General features: G+C 58.2%; 14 protein-coding genes. 6 read left to right on the top strand and 8 right to left on the bottom strand.

The features are described from left to right. Window positions 1-255 precede the first annotated feature (255 nt). A complete protein-coding gene (gene rarD / locus JKA62_RS15155; RefSeq protein WP_201818472.1) occupies window positions 256-1137 on the top strand; it encodes an EamA family transporter RarD in 882 nt (293 codons plus the stop codon). Between the two features lie 63 nt (window positions 1138-1200). On the opposite strand, the gene hppD is transcribed toward rarD, so the two are convergent. After that, a complete protein-coding gene (hppD, locus tag JKA62_RS15150) occupies window positions 1201-2277 on the bottom strand; it encodes a 4-hydroxyphenylpyruvate dioxygenase (protein WP_011334325.1) in 1077 nt (358 codons plus the stop codon). A gap of 246 nt (window positions 2278-2523) precedes the next feature. After that, a complete protein-coding gene (locus JKA62_RS15145) occupies window positions 2524-3471 on the bottom strand; it encodes a DMT family transporter (RefSeq protein ID WP_201818470.1) in 948 nt (315 codons plus the stop codon). Between the two features lie 77 nt (window positions 3472-3548). Here JKA62_RS15145 and JKA62_RS15140 point away from each other — a divergent pair, with 77 nt between their 5' ends. The 3 genes from JKA62_RS15140 to JKA62_RS15130 all read left to right on the top strand — a co-directional run bounded on the left by JKA62_RS15140 (window position 3549) and on the right by JKA62_RS15130 (window position 6663). After that, window positions 3549-4421 (top strand): LysR family transcriptional regulator, encoded by an 873-nt coding sequence (locus JKA62_RS15140; protein ID WP_201818468.1) that lies wholly within the window; start codon window positions 3549-3551, stop codon window positions 4419-4421. Window positions 4422-4527: 106 nt separating this feature from the next. Further along, a complete protein-coding gene (locus JKA62_RS15135) occupies window positions 4528-6063 on the top strand; it encodes an EAL domain-containing protein (RefSeq protein ID WP_201818466.1) in 1536 nt (511 codons plus the stop codon). A gap of 234 nt (window positions 6064-6297) precedes the next feature. Further along, the gene (locus tag JKA62_RS15130; protein WP_011334329.1) at window positions 6298-6663 is read left to right on the top strand and encodes a histone-like nucleoid-structuring protein, MvaT/MvaU family; all 366 of its coding nucleotides are present in this window, start codon (window positions 6298-6300) and stop codon (window positions 6661-6663) included. Window positions 6664-6869: 206 nt separating this feature from the next. Here JKA62_RS15130 and JKA62_RS15125 read toward each other — a convergent pair whose 3' ends face one another. Then, entirely contained in the window at window positions 6870-7388 is a 519-nt protein-coding gene (locus tag JKA62_RS15125; protein WP_007958947.1) for a DUF4946 domain-containing protein, read from the bottom strand. Between the two features lie 142 nt (window positions 7389-7530). Here JKA62_RS15125 and gloA point away from each other — a divergent pair, with 142 nt between their 5' ends. Further along, window positions 7531-8052 (top strand): lactoylglutathione lyase, encoded by a 522-nt coding sequence (gene gloA / locus JKA62_RS15120; protein ID WP_201818464.1) that lies wholly within the window; start codon window positions 7531-7533, stop codon window positions 8050-8052. Window positions 8053-8133: 81 nt separating this feature from the next. Here gloA and ahpF read toward each other — a convergent pair whose 3' ends face one another. From ahpF to JKA62_RS15105, 3 genes are all read right to left on the bottom strand, one after another. Next, window positions 8134-9696: an alkyl hydroperoxide reductase subunit F gene (gene ahpF, locus JKA62_RS15115; protein ID WP_011334331.1), complete on the bottom strand. Its 1563-nt coding sequence runs from the start codon at window positions 9694-9696 to the stop codon at window positions 8134-8136. Window positions 9697-9826: 130 nt separating this feature from the next. After that, window positions 9827-10390, bottom strand: a complete 564-nt coding sequence (gene ahpC / locus JKA62_RS15110; protein WP_007958941.1) for an alkyl hydroperoxide reductase subunit C — start codon at window positions 10388-10390, stop codon at window positions 9827-9829. A 136-nt stretch (window positions 10391-10526) separates the two neighbouring features. Beyond that, the gene (locus tag JKA62_RS15105) at window positions 10527-11465 is read right to left on the bottom strand and encodes a site-specific integrase (protein WP_011334332.1); all 939 of its coding nucleotides are present in this window, start codon (window positions 11463-11465) and stop codon (window positions 10527-10529) included. A gap of 177 nt (window positions 11466-11642) precedes the next feature. On the opposite strand from JKA62_RS15105, the gene JKA62_RS15100 reads away from it, so the two are divergent. Continuing rightward, a complete protein-coding gene (locus tag JKA62_RS15100; RefSeq protein WP_011334333.1) occupies window positions 11643-12647 on the top strand; it encodes a DNA-binding protein in 1005 nt (334 codons plus the stop codon). On the opposite strand, the gene gorA is transcribed toward JKA62_RS15100, so the two are convergent. Together gorA and galU are read right to left on the bottom strand one after the other, a co-directional pair. Then, window positions 12644-14002 (bottom strand): glutathione-disulfide reductase, encoded by a 1359-nt coding sequence (gene gorA, locus JKA62_RS15095; RefSeq protein ID WP_011334334.1) that lies wholly within the window; start codon window positions 14000-14002, stop codon window positions 12644-12646. The genes JKA62_RS15100 and gorA overlap by 4 nt on opposite strands. 129 nt (window positions 14003-14131) lie before the next feature. Further along, window positions 14132-14971 (bottom strand): UTP--glucose-1-phosphate uridylyltransferase GalU, encoded by an 840-nt coding sequence (galU, locus tag JKA62_RS15090; protein ID WP_007958937.1) that lies wholly within the window; start codon window positions 14969-14971, stop codon window positions 14132-14134. Between the last annotated feature and the right edge of the window lie 41 nt (window positions 14972-15012).

Genomic DNA, 15012 nt, shown 5'->3' with positions numbered 1-15012 from the left:
GAGGGAGAGGGAACCGATTGGGGGATATTGAAGCTAAGCTTTTGCCTGAAGCTCTCGTGGTGAATCCACAATCGACTCGGACTTTCACGTCGCTGAAACTCCTGAGACACCTCGGTCAGTCCCCTCTCCCTTCGGGAGAGGGTTAGGGTGAGGGGCTTTTGGATCTGTTGAAAATAATGACCATCTGGCCAATATTCACCACAAAAACCACGTATCCTGCCTGCCCCGTTTCACCATCCCCCCCGCGAGGACAGTTTGTCTAAAGGCATTGCTCTATCGGTGACAGCATCGACGCTGTTTGCCGTCATGTATTACTACACCTCGTTGCTCACTCCGTTGAGCGGCGTGGAAATCTTCGGTTGGCGGATGCTGCTGACCGTGCCCTGCATGACCGTGTTCATGCTGGTTTCCGGCGAATGGCGGCGGGTGCTGGAGCTGCTGCGCCGGCTCCCTGCACTGCCGAAGTTGATCGGTGGTCTGATCCTCTCGTCAGCGTTGCTCGGCGTGCAGTTGTGGCTGTTCATGTGGGCGCCGCTCAACGGCTACAGCCTTGATGTGTCGCTGGGCTACTTCCTGCTGCCGCTGGCCATGGTCCTGACCGGGCGTATCGCTTATGGCGAAAGCCTGTCGTACCTGCAAAAAGTCGCGGTGTTTTTTGCCAGCCTCGGGGTATTGAACGAGTTGTATCAGGTCGGTGGGTTTTCCTGGGCGACGCTGGTGGTGGTCGTCGGTTACCCGTTGTATTTCGTGTTGCGCAAATACCTCAAGACCGACAACCTCGGCGGTTTGTGGGTCGACATGACTTTGATGCTGCCGGTGGCGTACTGGTTTGTGCGCGGCGGCGAACAGGGTTTCGGCGTGTTCGATCAGTACCCGGCGCTGACGTGGCTGATTCCGCTGCTCGGCCTGATCAGTGCGTCGGCGCTGGTGGTGTACATCATTGCCAGCCGCTTGCTGCCGTTCAGCCTGTTCGGTTTGTTGAGTTACGTGGAACCGGTGTTGCTGCTCGGTGTGGCGCTGCTGCTCGGCGAGAGCATCAAACCCGGCGAATGGCTGACCTACATCCCGATCTGGCTCGCGGTGGTGGTGCTGGTGTTTGAAGGGTTCAAGCATTTGATGCGCCAACGGCGCCCTTAAGACGCGCAATAAAAAGCCCGGCCTGCATTTCTGCAGGCCGGGCTTTTTTACATCTGATGCGGATTACTCGGTAGCGAGAACGCCACGACGCACCTGGTCACGCTCGATCGATTCGAACAGAGCCTTGAAGTTGCCTTCGCCGAAACCATCGTCGCCTTTGCGCTGGATGAATTCGAAGAACACCGGCCCCATCAGGGTTTCCGAGAAGATCTGCAGCAGCAGACGCTTGTCTTCCTTATCCGACGCACCATCCAGCAGGATGCCGCGCGATTGCAACTGATCAACCGGCTCGCCGTGGTTCGGCAGGCGGCCTTCGAGCATTTCGTAGTAGGTATCCGGCGGCGCGGTCATGAAGCGCATGCCGATCTTCTTCAGCTGATCCCAGGTCTTGACCAGGTCGTCAGTGAGGAACGCCACGTGCTGGATGCCTTCGCCATTGAACTGCATCAGGAACTCTTCGATCTGCCCGGCGCCCTTCGATGATTCCTCGTTGAGCGGGATGCGGATCATGCCGTCCGGCGCGGTCATCGCTTTCGAGGTCAGGCCGGTGTATTCGCCCTTGATGTCGAAGTAACGGATTTCGCGGAAGTTGAACAGTTTCTCGTAGAAGTTCGCCCAGTAGGCCATGCGACCGCGATACACGTTGTGGGTCAAGTGATCGATGATCTTCAGGCCGGCACCGACCGGGTTGCGATCAACGCCTTCGAGGAACACGAAGTCGATGTCATAGATCGAGCTGCCTTCACCAAAACGGTCGATCAGGTACAGCGGCGCGCCGCCAATGCCTTTGATCGCCGGCAGGTTCAGTTCCATCGGGCCGGTTTCGATGTGGATTGGCTGGGCACCGAGTTCCAACGCGCGTTTGTAAGCCTTCTGCGAATCCTTGACCCGGAACGCCATGCCGCAAACGGATGGACCGTGCTCGGCCGCGAAGTAGGAAGCAACGCTGTGGGGTTCGTTGTTGAGGATCAGGTTGATCGCGCCCTGGCGGTACAGGTGCACGTTCTTGGAACGGTGGGTCGCGACCTTGGTGAAGCCCATGATCTCGAAGATCGGCTCCAGGGTGCCAGGTGTGGGCGATGCGAACTCGATGAACTCGAAGCCCATCAGGCCCATTGGGTTTTCGTATAAATCTGCCATGGTTGGCGCCTCATCATTCTTATCAATTAACCAGAGTTATTTGTCAGTAATGCTGAGACCGGTGGGTGGCGCACAGGAGATGCCACGCACACTGCGGGCGAGGAAGTCACCGTAGATCAGTTGAAACCCGAATATCTTCATTGTCGACCCAAGGCTCTTGCGGGCGAGGCTTCTGCTGCCAGAAGACGATTATTATTGTATGCGTAACCCGATTCTACACAGCGTAAATAGGGTTGTCTGCCCTCTCTATAAAATCCGCTTTTTTCCGGCTGGTGCAAGGGGTTTGTTGCACAGCCAGATGCCCGTCAGAATCAGCGCGCCGCCCAGGCACATGGCCAGCGTCAGCTGTTCGCCCAGCAGGATTGCGCCGGCCAGCACGGCGGTCAGCGGGTTGAGCGCAATGAATACACCAGAGCGCGTGGCGCCGATTTTACGGATGCCATCGTAATAACCGATGTAAGCCAGCGCCGAGCCGAGTACGCCCAGATAGGCCAGGCTCAGCCATTGGCGCGAGCCAAGTGCGGCCAGCGCCGCAACGTCGACTTCGCCACGGCTCAGGGCCAACGCCCACAACATCAAGGTGCCCAGCAGAATCGAAAAGGTCACGGTCTGCACCGGGCCGATGCTCTGGTTGAGGCTGCGGGAGAACAGCGAATAGACGCCCCAGCTCAGCACACAGCCGAGGATCAGCAGGTCGCCAATCCACGCGTCCGGCGTTTCGCGCAACAACTGCGGGTGGCGACTGACGATCACCACACCTGCCCCACCGATGCAGATTGCGATGCCGATGACCTTCAGCCGGCTCAGCCGCTCCTTGAACAGCAGCCACGATGCCAGACCGATCACCGCCGGATTCAGCGCCACGATCAACGAGGCCCGGGAAGCGTTGATGTATTGCAACCCGTAAAAGAAGCACAGGTTGTAGAAGAAGATCCCGAAGAACCCCAGCAGCGCCAGTTGCAGCCATTGGCGGGGCGTGGGCCGCGCCAGCGCAATCCGCGCCAGTCGCAGAAACCCGAGCAACGCCAAACTGGCCAGCAGAAATCGCAAGCTGGCGGCGAAGACCGGACTCAGGCTGCCGGCCAGAAACCGCCCGGCCACCCACGTTCCGCCCCAGATCATGGTGACCAGGGCCAGGTTCAAATAGACGGGCATGTCCGAGGCGGCCGGACGGACAGGTTCATGACAACTCATAACGCTCCCAACGATGAGACTGACGGATGACGTATCATTCGATTGATTCCTCATCATCGTAAAATGAGTCTTTACTCATGACCCTGACCCAACTCGAAATCTTCTCGCTGGTGGCCGAACTGCGAGGTTTTACTCTCGCCGCCCATCGCCTCGGGATTTCCCAGTCAGCGGTGTCTCACGCCTTGAAGTCGCTGGAACAGGAACTGGGCGTCGAACTGCTGCGCCGGCACCAATCGCAAGTGGAACTGAGCGACATCGGCGAGCAATTGCTGCTGCGGGCCCGGGCGATGCTTGGGCTGGCCAATACCCTACGCCAAGAGGCGGCGGATGCGCGCGGCATGAAGCGCGGCACATTGCGCATCGGTTCGTTCGGGCCGACATCGTCGATCAAGTTGTTGCCCAGGATTCTGCAGCAGTATCGCGAGGCGCATCCGGGGATCGAAGTGCACATCGATGAAGGCCCGGATCGGCAGGTCATCCAGTGGCTGGAGGAGCGACGGATCGACATCGGCTTTGTGGTGCTGCCCGAGGAACGCTTCGACACGTTTACCTTGATCGAAGATCAGATGGTCGCCCTGCTCCCGCTCGGTCACCCGTTGGCGGCGCACGAATCAGTGACGCTGAAAGACTTATGCAACGATCCGTTCGTGCTGACCGAGGCCGGTTCGTCGGAGCTGGTATCGCGCCTGTTCAACACGGCGCGGTTGAACCCGAACATCCGCTATCGCTGCTCGCAGCTGCTCAGCACGCTCGACACCGTGGGCCGGGGCGATGCAATGACTGTGGTGGCGGAAGGCTCGTTGCCCTTCGATTCCGACCCGCGCTATGTAAAACGGACATTGTCACCGCCCGTCAAACGGCAGGTCGGACTGGCGGTACTGGATCAGCGCCAGGCATCGCCCGCCACGCTGGCATTCATTCAACTGGCAACACGGCTGGATTACCGTTGAGCAGCGCAGGCGTCATTGGCCATCTATCATGGGCTCAGACCCTGGGCTTTGCGCGCACGCTTCGCCTGCCATCTAGAGCCCCACTCCATTGCGACAGGATGCGCCCATGCCACTGACTGTCAGGCCCCGCCGCAAGCGCAGCACCCGGATAATAATGACTTTGCTGTGCGGCTTGCTGCCGATCGTACTCGGCAGTGTGATTCTCTATATGCAGGCCGGACGCGCCCTTCAGCAGAGTTCGCAACACACCGCCGAAGAAGCCCTGCGTCAGTTCGAACTGATGCTCGACAACACTGCCCAGGCCGCCCGCGAACTGTTGCCTTTGGCCGGCCAGACCTGCGAGACCGTCAAACTCGCCTTGCGCGAACAAGTCACCCGCCGCCCGTTCGTGCGCTCGACCAATCTGGTGTGGGACGACAATCTCTATTGCAGCTCCTTGTTCGGCGATTTCAAGGAAGCCGTCAATCCAGGCGACTACGCCCAAGGCAAGTTGTGGCTCATGAACGGCAACCCGGTGACGCCTGACACCGCGCTGCTGGTGTACCGCCTCAGCGAAGGCCGTGGTGGCGCACTGACCACGCTGGACGGCTATCACCTGAGCAACATCCTGCGCCTGATCGGCCGGCACACATTGTTGTTGCTGCAAGTCGGCAACAACTGGCTCTGCGCCGACGGCAAAGTGCATCAAGGCGCCTTGCCCGCGTTGCCGGTGGCGCAAAGTACCTTGCACTCGTCGCACTATGCGTTCTCGGTGACAGCCGCTTTTCCAGAAGGCGAAACCTGGCGCTACATGAAAGATGAATACCCGCCGCTGTTCAGCCTGCTGATGTTCTTCGGTGCAGTATCGGGAGCAATCGGTTACATCGTGCAAAAACGATCCACATCGCCCAGCCATGAAATGCTTCGGGCGCTGGAGGCGGGAGAGTTCATTCCCTACTTTCAACCGGTGGTGCACGGCGACAGTAAACAGTGGTCGGGCACGGAAGTGCTGATGCGCTGGAACCATCCCAAGGAGGGGCTGGTGCGTCCGGACCTGTTCATCCCGTTTGCCGAACACTCCGGACTGATCGTGCCGATGACTCGGGCCTTGATGCAGCAGACGGCTGTCGTGCTGGGGCCGCTGTCATCGACCTTTACCGCGCCGTTCCACATTGGCAACAACATCACCGCCAGCCATTGCAACGATCTGGAGCTGGTTGAGGATTGCCGTGAATTTTTGTCAGCTTTTCCGCCGGGCAGCATCAGCCTGGTTCTGGAACTCACCGAACGTGAGCTGATCGAGCCGTCCGACATTACCCATCAACTGTTCGCGCAGCTGCGTGCAATGGGCGTGAAGATCGCGATTGATGACTTTGGCACCGGCCATTCAAGCCTCGGTTACTTGAGGACGTTCAATGTCGACTTCCTCAAGATCGATCAGACATTTGTCGCCATGATCGATAAAGATGCGCTGTCACGGCATATTCTGGACAGCATCATCGAGCTCTCGACCAAGCTGGATCTGGGCATCGTGGCCGAAGGTGTGGAGACGCAAGCCCAGTGTGATTATCTGGCCGCCCACCATGTCAACTTTCTGCAGGGCTACCTTTTCGGCAAACCGATGCCGGCTGCGGACTTCATCGAAGCATTAACTCATCATTAACTTCTCTGGATAAATCCGGACTCGCCGACAGCCCGCACCAAATTGATACAAAACAGCGTTGTTGTTACATGAAGAAAAAGTCAGGATTTACTCTTGCCGCATTAACTACTACAATTTTTCTTACCTGTTGCAAGATGGGCAGGTGAGCCATTATCACCGAGTCGCTTCAAGGCTCTTGGCTTATAGCTTTGTTTGCGGTTGGTATCAGCCAAACACACTATTGGAGTAAAGATATTGTCCAGACTCGCTGAATTTCGTGCAGCTGAAAAGGCCCTTCAGGAACAGCTCAAGCAGCTGGAATCGCTGAAGAATGATGCCGGGCTCAAGAAAGAAATCGAATTCGAAGAAAAGCTCCAGGGGCTGATGAAAACCTACGGCAAAGGCCTGAAAGACATCATCGCCATTCTCGATCCGAACCCGGCGAAATCCGGTCTGCAATCGACCGCCGCACCTAAAACCCGCCGCGCTCGCGTGGTCAAGGTCTATCAGAACCCGCACACCGGCGAGCTGATCGAGACCAAAGGTGGCAATCACCGCGGCCTGAAGGCCTGGAAGGAACAATACGGTGCAGCCACCGTTGATTCCTGGTTGCGCGGTTAATCCCTCGCAAACATGAAAGCCCTGCATATGCAGGGCTTTTTTTCGGACAATATTTAACAAATGCAACGATTTTTCTGGCGGGCAAGTTGAGTTTCAAATCGCTCTCGCGCTGAAACTATGCTTCCGAGTGTTGCCCCGTTAGCCGGAATTAACTTTATGTTTAATCATTTCCGGTATCTAACACCAGACTGCCCCCGAACAGACGACTAGAATTTCAAGCTGTTTCGCGCAGCCACTATGTCGTCGCCGCTGGCCTTATAAACCTCCGCCTGCCCTGCATACGAAAGTACATAGGCCTTATCCGCCTCGACCGCTGCAACCAATGTTTGCGACAACACATGACGGCCGTTTTCAGTCACCGTACAAGTGGTCTCAAGCGCTGTCAGCGAGCCCAGCGTACTCGCGTGAACCTTGTTGCAGACACTCTGATAACCGCTCTGGAAAAAGTCTTTCTGCACCGACTTGCGCATCTCAAGCAACACGCCTTGCAAGTTGACCTGATGACCACTTTCCACACGGGTCATCGTCAACTCCATCACCATCACCTGATTGCCATCGGCGTCAGTTTTCACTGCGCGCTGGCGCGAGACTTCAGGCGAGGTTTCGGGCAGCGCCTCGACCTCCCAGCCGGCAGGCCAGGTGATGCTCGGCGCCTCGGCAAAAGCCGGTAGCGCCAGAAGAGAAAAACCCAGGAAAACGAACAGCGATTTGAACGGTCGGATCATTACCAGAGGCACTCGCGGATTGAGCCGTAAAGTCTGAGGCTCGCCCGCTTGCAGGGCAAGCCCGCGCTTTCGGTTTGGCGATGCCGCAAGGCATGCGTATCATTGCGCCCATTCACTCGCCCCAATTTGTTACGGAGGGCCCATGAGCCTGCAAGAACTGAACACCTTCCCTGGCGTCACCGCCATCCCGGACAGCGCAACCCGTCACTTCGTGTTCAACCACACCATGCTGCGCGTAAAGGACATTACCAAGTCCCTGGACTTCTACACCCGCGTGCTGGGTTTCTCGCTGGTAGAGAAGCGTGATTTCCCGGAAGCGGAATTCAGCCTGTACTTCCTCGCCTTGCTGGACAAATCGCAGATCCCGGCCGACGCCGCTGCTCGCACCGAGTGGATGAAGTCGATTCCCGGCATTCTGGAACTGACCCACAACCATGGCACCGAGAACGACGCAGACTTCGCCTACCACAACGGCAACACCGACCCGCGCGGTTTCGGCCACATCTGCATTTCGGTACCGGACATCGTCGCTGCCTGCGCGCGCTTTGAAGAGCTGGGCTGCGACTTCCAGAAGCGTCTGACCGATGGCCGCATGAAGAGCCTGGCGTTCATCAAGGATCCGGATGGCTACTGGGTCGAGATCATCCAGCCGGCGCCGCTGTAAAGCTGAACGCAGGTAGAAAGCATCACGCAAAGAAAAACCCCCATCATCACTGATGGGGGTTTTCTTTTTCAGACCCTGGATTTACGCCGGAGCCGACGTGCGGATCAGGTGATCGAAAGCACTGAGGGAAGCCTTGGCACCCTCGCCCACCGCGATCACGATCTGCTTGTACGGCACGGTGGTCACGTCACCGGCGGCGAAGATGCCGGGGATCGAGGTTTCGCCGCGGTTGTCGACGATGATCTCGCCGCGCGGCGACAGCTCGATGGTGCCTTTGAGCCAGTCGGTGTTGGGCAGCAGACCGATCTGCACGAAAATCCCTTCCAGTTCGACAGTGCGCAGCTCGTCAGTATTGCGATCCTTGTAGCGCAGGCCGTTGACCTTCTGCCCGTCGCCAGTGACTTCAGTGGTCAGCGCACTGGTGATCACGGTGACGTTCGGCAGGCTGTGCAGCTTGCGTTGCAATACGGCGTCGGCGCGCAACTGAACGTCGAACTCCAGCAGAGTCACGTGGGAGACGATACCGGCCAGGTCAATGGCCGCTTCGACGCCGGAGTTACCGCCGCCAATCACCGCCACACGCTTGCCTTTGAACAGCGGGCCGTCGCAGTGCGGGCAGTACGCCACGCCTTTGTTACGGTATTCCTGTTCGCCCGGCACGTTCATTTCACGCCACCGCGCACCGGTGGCCAGAATCACGCTCTTGGCCTTGAGGGTCGCGCCGCTGGCGAAGCGAACTTCATGCAGCTCGCCATTCTTGCCCGGGATCAGCTTGTCGGCGCGTTGCAGGTTCATGATGTCGACGTCGTACTGCTTGACGTGCTCTTCCAGCGCGGTCGCCAGTTTCGGGCCTTCGGTTTCCTGCACGGAAATGAAGTTCTCGATGGCCATGGTGTCCAGCACCTGACCGCCGAAGCGCTCGGCCGCCACACCGGTGCGAATGCCTTTACGTGCGGCATAGATCGCCGCCGAAGCACCGGCCGGGCCACCGCCAACCACCAGCACATCGAAGGCTTGCTTGGCGCTGATTTTCTCCGCCTGACGCTCGATGGCGCCAGTGTCGAGTTTGGCGAGGATTTCTTCCAGGCCCATACGGCCCTGGCCGAAGTTTTCGCCGTTCAGGTAAATGCTCGGCACAGCCATGATCTTGCGATCGTTGACTTCGTCCTGGAACAGCGCGCCGTCGATGGCGACGTGGCGGATATTCGGGTTCAGCACGGCCATCAGGTTCAATGCCTGAACAACGTCCGGGCAGTTCTGGCAGGACAGCGAGAAGTACGTCTCGAAGTTGAACTCGCCCTTGAGCGAGCGGATCTGTTCGATCACTTCGACACTGGCCTTCGAAGGGTGGCCGCCGACTTGCAGCAGGGCCAGCACCAGCGAAGTGAATTCATGGCCCATCGGGATGCCGGCGAAACGCAGGCTGATATCGGCCCCGGGGCGGTTGATCGAGAACGACGGTTTGCGTGCATCGTCGCCGCTGTCGATCAAGGTAATCTGATGCGAAAGACTGGCAATGTCTTTCAGCAGGTCGAGCATTTCACGGGATTTCGCACCGTCGTCGAGTGAAGCAACGATCTCGATCGGCTGGGTGACCCGTTCCAGGTACGATTTCAACTGGGCTTTAAGATTGGCGTCCAACATACGGGCGATCTCCTGACTTTATTTGAGGCGAAAAAAAGCCCGAGCGAATCTCGCCCGGGCTTTTCTATTGGGCGGTGCAGCTTACTTGAGTAGGTGCGGAGTCCCGCCCTGTATTGCGTGTGTCACAGACTTAGATCTTGCCGACCAGGTCCAGGGACGGAGCCAGCGTGGCCTCGCCTTCTTTCCATTTGGCCGGGCAAACTTCGCCTGGGTGGGCAGCGACGTACTGAGCAGCCTTGATTTTGCGCAGCAGCTCGGATGCGTCACGGCCAACGCCGCCATCGTTCAGTTCAACGATTTTGATCTGGCCTTCAGGGTTGATCACGAAGGTGCCACGGTCAGCCAGGCCAGCTTCTTCGATCAGCACGTCGAAGTTGCGGGAGATGACCTGAGTCGGGTCGCCGATCATGGTGTACTGGATTTTGCCGATGGCTGGCGAAGTGTTGTGCCAGGCAGCGTGAGCAAAGTGGGTGTCGGTCGAAACGCTGTAGATCTCTACGCCCAGTTTCTGGAAGGCGGCGTAGTTGTCAGCCAGGTCTTCGAGTTCGGTTGGGCAAACGAAAGTGAAGTCGGCCGGGTAGAAAAACACTACGGACCATTTGCCTTTCAGGTCAGCGTCCGAGACTTGTACGAAGTCGCCGTTTTTGAACGCGGTAGCTTTGAACGGTTTTACTTGGCTGTTGATGATAGGCATTGATGACTCTCCGTCAGGGTTGTGAATTCGATGAGTGAATCCTACCCAGTCACTCGACGGATGGCTCATTGGCAAACCTGATGCTGCTGATTTGTTTTCGCTATTAGCTGAAGGTATTAATAGAAGAAAACGATATCTACGGCGACAGCGGTTTATCCGTAATCCGGGCCATCCCGTGAAAGGGGCTCGCTTCAACATAGCGCATAGCGGACTTCATATCCTTCCAGCCCACGTAACTCATCAATGATTTGAGATCCCAGCCGCTTTGGTGGGCCCATGTTGCGAAGCCGCGACGCAGGGAGTGGCTGGTGTAGCGCTCGGCGGAGATCCCGGCTCGCTCCAGGGCCTGACGCAGCAACGGAATCACGCTGTTGGCGTGCAACCCCTCTTCGCTCAGGTTGCCCCAGCGGTCGACGGCGCGAAACACCGGTCCTCGCACCAGTGCTGCCTCGGTGATCCACTCGATATAAGCCTGCACCGGACACAACTTCAGCAGCGCCGGGGCCTGATAGGTCTGCCCGAGGTTTTCCCGATCGCCCTTGCTGCGCGGCAGGTACAAGGTGATGCCGTTGCCGGCGTGCGCCTGCACATGCTCGATCTGCACCCGACACAGCTCATCGCTGCGGAAGCCGCGCCAGAAGCCCAGCAGGATCAACGCCCGATCACGGCAAGCTCGGAGCAGCAGCGGCCGGTCCTGTTGTTCCCGGGCGTCTTTCATTTCCTGCTCAAGCCAGGCGACGGTCTGCTCAAGATCGCGCAGTTGGAGTGGCTCGGCCTGTTTTTCCTGCGCGGGATGCAGGGCGCGAATGCCCTTGAACACCTTGCGCACCACCGGCGACTTGGTGGGATCGGCGAAGCCCTGGCTGTTGTGCCACTGCGCCAGTGCCGACAGACGCAACTTCAGCGTGTTAACCGACAGCACGCCCGCATGCGCCACCAGATACCGCGCGACGCTGTCCGCTGTGGCCGGCAGGAACCCTCCCCACGCGGATTCGAAGTGCTCGATGGCCGCGCGATAACTGCGGCGGGTGTTGTCGCGGGTGGCGGCTTGCAGATAGCGATCGATATCGCTCATGGGCTGATTTTCTCGTGGCGTACTGAGGGTTCGTGCAGAAACGGATTTTATGGGTTTCACATGGGGTAATACCAGTATATCCCGTCCGTTTGTCGGCGCTTATTTCACTTTATTTTCAACATGGTACACTGCGTACTTTAGTGGCATGTACCACAGTACGAAATGGTAGGAGCAGATATGGCCCGTGGCGGCGTTAACAAAGCAGTAGTCCAGATCGCGCGCGCAGCGATCCTCGCCCGTGGCGAACACCCCAGTATCGATGCAGTACGCATCGAGCTGGGCAATACGGGCTCAAAAACCACGATTCATCGCTATCTAAAAGAACTGGATGACGGCAGCGAGCCAGCGGATCCGTCGGCAGAACCCATCGATGACGAACTGCTGGCGCTCGTCACCCGCCTTGCACAACGCCTGAAAGAACAGGCGCAAGAGCCGATTGATCAGGCACGCGAGCAGTACGAGCAACAGCGTCAGGCACTGGAGGACGAACTGAATCAGCTTCGTCAGGATCATGCGCAACTGGAGAAGAAACACGACATTCAAACTGCCGCGCTGGCCAAGGAATCCGAAGCACTGAGTGATACACGCTCAATGCTGCAGACCGAGCAGACGCGCAACGCCGGGTTGAATCAGGCACTGGCGGATTTTGAATTGCGCCTGCAGGACAAGGACGAGCAGATCCGCTCGCTGGAAGAGAAGCACCTGCACGCCCGCGATGCACTTGAGCACTATCGCAACGCCATCAAGGAGCAGCGCGAGCAGGAGCAAAGCCGCCATGAAAACCAGGTGCAACAATTGCAGATGGAGTTGCGTCAGGCGCAACAAAGCGCCCTGGTGCGCCAGGACGAAATCACCCAGCTGCACCGCGACAACGAACGCCTGCTGACCGAGAATCGCGGCACCGTGCGCGAACTGAGTCTGATGCAGGATCAGCTCAAGCACAGCAATCAGCGTCAGGATCAACTGCTGGAGCAAGCGTCGCGCGTCGACAGCGAACGCACCCTCCTCCAGGAACGCCTGCGCGTGGCCCTGCTGGAAAGTCAGACGCTTAAACAGAACGTCGACGAGCAGTCGCAGCTCAATCAGTCATTGGAGAAGGAATTGACTAAGATTCAAGCCAGCTTGCGCCTGGCCACTGCCGTTGTGGCAGCGCCAGACGCAGCAGAACCGGAAAAGACTTAAGCGCCGACCGGCGTACGCATGGTGACAAACTCTTCGGCCGCCGTCGGGTGCACCCCGATGGTGTCGTCGAAGTCACGCTTGGTGGCGCCAGCCTTCAGCGCGATCGCCAGACCCTGCACGATCTCGCCGGCATCCGGCCCGACCATGTGACAGCCCAACACCTTGTCAGATTTGCCATCGACCACCAGCTTCATCAGCGTGCGCTCCTGGCAATCCGTCAGAGTCAGCTTCATTGGACGGAAGCGGCTTTCGTAGATCACGACGTCGTGACCCGCTTCCCGCGCCTCTTCTTCGGTCAGGCCGACGGTGCCGATATTCGGCAGACTGAACACCGCCGTCGGGATCATCTTGTAATCCACCGGACGATATTGCTCAGGCTTGAACAGACGTCGCGCCACCGCCATGCCTTCGGCCAGTGCCACTGGCGTCAGCTGCACACGACCGATGACATCGCCCAGCGCCAGGATTGATGGCTCGGTGGTCTGGTATTGCTCATCGACCTTGATGAAGCCTTTGTCGTCGAGCTGCACATCAATGTTCTCCAGCCCCAGGTTGTCCAGCATCGGACGTCGGCCGGTGGCGTAGAACACACAATCCGCCTCCAGTACGCGACCATCCTTGAGGGTCGCTTTCAGGCTGCCATCCGACTGCTTGTCGATACGGGCAATGTCGGCATTGAATTGCAGATCCATCCCGCGTTTGGTCAGCTCTTCTTTCAAATGGTTACGCACTGAACCATCGAAACCACGGAGGAACAGATCCCCGCGATACAACAACGTCGTGTTGGCGCCCAGGCCATGGAAAATCCCGGCAAATTCGACGGCGATGTAACCGCCGCCGACGACCAGCACGCGCTTGGGCAGCTCTTTCAGGAAGAACGCCTGGTTCGAGCTGATCGCATGCTCATGCCCCGGAATCTCGGGGATCTGCGGCCAGCCTCCGGTGGCGATCAGAATATTCTTCGCGGTGTATCGCTCACCGTTGACCTCGACTTCGTGCGGACCAACGATTTTCGCGTGAGCCTCATGCAGGGTCACGCCGCTGTTGACCAGCAGATTGCGATAAATGCCGTTCAGACGATTGATCTCGCGATCCTTGTTGGCAATCAGCGTGGCCCAGTCGAAATCCGCCTCACCCAGATTCCACCCGAAACCCGAAGACTGCTCGAAGTCTTCGGCAAAATGGGCGCCGTACACCAACAGTTTTTTCGGTACGCAACCGACGTTGACGCAGGTTCCGCCAAGATAACGGCTCTCGGCCACCGCCACTTTCGCACCGAACCCGGCAGCAAAACGCGCAGCCCGCACACCGCCGGAACCGGCGCCAATCACATAAAGGTCAAAATCGTAGGCCATTTCTATCTCCTCGGCAGGCGATCAGCATACCCGCCGTCGTCCGTTGGGCAAGCACTCCTGCCGATATAGGGGCAGAAAATGAAAAAGCCACCCGAAGGTGGCTTTTTCGTACAGGCAGATCAGGCCTTATCAGTAAGCCTTGCCAGTCTTGTAGAAGTTCTCGAAGCAGAAGTTGGTTGCTTCGATGTAGCCTTCAGCACCACCGCAGTCGAAACGCTTGCCCTTGAACTTGTAGGCCATCACGCAGCCGTTCTGGGCTTGCTTCATCAGGGCGTCGGTGATCTGGATTTCACCGCCCTTGCCTGGCTCGGTCTGTTCGATCAGGTCGAAGATGTCCGGGGTCAGGATGTAACGGCCGATGATCGCCAGGTTCGACGGTGCGTCTTCCGGCTTTGGCTTCTCGACCATGCTGTGTACGCGGTAGATGTCGTCGCGGATCATTTCGCCAGCGATCACGCCGTACTTGCTGGTTTCCTGCGGATCGACTTCCTGGATGGCAATGATCGAGCAGCGGAACTGCTTGTACAGCTTGACCATCTGGGTCAGCACGCCGTCGCCTTCAAGGTTGACGCACAGGTCGTCCGCCAGCACCACGGCGAACGGCTCGTCACCGATCAGCGGGCGGCCGGTCAGGATCGCGTGGCCCAGGCCTTTCATTTCGGTCTGACGGGTGTAGGAGAACGAGCACTCGTCCAGCAGCTTGCGGATACCGACCAGGTATTTTTCCTTGTCGGTGCCTTTGATCTGGTTTTCCAGCTCATAGCTGATATCGAAGTGGTCTTCCAGGGCGCGCTTGCCACGGCCGGTCACGATGGAGATTTCGTTCAGGCCAGCATCCAGAGCTTCTTCGACGCCGTACTGGATCAGTGGCTTGTTTACCACCGGCAGCATTTCTTTGGGCATGGCCTTAGTCGCTGGGAGGAAGCGAGTACCGTAACCGGCTGCTGGGAACAAGCATTTCTTGATCATATAAGTCCTTGAAAGGGCTGTGTGTACGAGTTTCGGCGCAG

Source organism: Pseudomonas sp. B7, from assembly GCF_016735645.1.
Lineage (GTDB): Bacteria > Pseudomonadota > Gammaproteobacteria > Pseudomonadales > Pseudomonadaceae > Aquipseudomonas > Aquipseudomonas glycinae.
This window is presented reverse-complemented; position numbering and strand designations above follow the sequence as displayed.

What these genes read in the sequence shown, in the direction of transcription:
- JKA62_RS15140 (WP_201818468.1), top strand. Translation starts at nt 3,549, where the DNA reads ATGACCCTGACCCAACTCGAAATCTTCTCGCTGGTGGCCGAACTGCGA.
- hppD (WP_011334325.1), bottom strand. Translation starts at nt 2,277, where the DNA reads ATGGCAGATTTATACGAAAACCCAATGGGCCTGATGGGCTTCGAGTTC.
- JKA62_RS15135 (WP_201818466.1), top strand. Translation starts at nt 4,528, where the DNA reads ATGCCACTGACTGTCAGGCCCCGCCGCAAGCGCAGCACCCGGATAATA.
- JKA62_RS15125 (WP_007958947.1), bottom strand. Translation starts at nt 7,388, where the DNA reads ATGATCCGACCGTTCAAATCGCTGTTCGTTTTCCTGGGTTTTTCTCTT.
- ahpF (WP_011334331.1), bottom strand. Translation starts at nt 9,696, where the DNA reads ATGTTGGACGCCAATCTTAAAGCCCAGTTGAAATCGTACCTGGAACGG.
- gorA (WP_011334334.1), bottom strand. Translation starts at nt 14,002, where the DNA reads ATGGCCTACGATTTTGACCTTTATGTGATTGGCGCCGGTTCCGGCGGT.
- JKA62_RS15100 (WP_011334333.1), top strand. Translation starts at nt 11,643, where the DNA reads ATGGCCCGTGGCGGCGTTAACAAAGCAGTAGTCCAGATCGCGCGCGCA.
- gloA (WP_201818464.1), top strand. Translation starts at nt 7,531, where the DNA reads ATGAGCCTGCAAGAACTGAACACCTTCCCTGGCGTCACCGCCATCCCG.
- JKA62_RS15145 (WP_201818470.1), bottom strand. Translation starts at nt 3,471, where the DNA reads ATGAGTTGTCATGAACCTGTCCGTCCGGCCGCCTCGGACATGCCCGTC.
- JKA62_RS15105 (WP_011334332.1), bottom strand. Translation starts at nt 11,465, where the DNA reads ATGAGCGATATCGATCGCTATCTGCAAGCCGCCACCCGCGACAACACC.
- ahpC (WP_007958941.1), bottom strand. Translation starts at nt 10,390, where the DNA reads ATGCCTATCATCAACAGCCAAGTAAAACCGTTCAAAGCTACCGCGTTC.
- galU (WP_007958937.1), bottom strand. Translation starts at nt 14,971, where the DNA reads ATGATCAAGAAATGCTTGTTCCCAGCAGCCGGTTACGGTACTCGCTTC.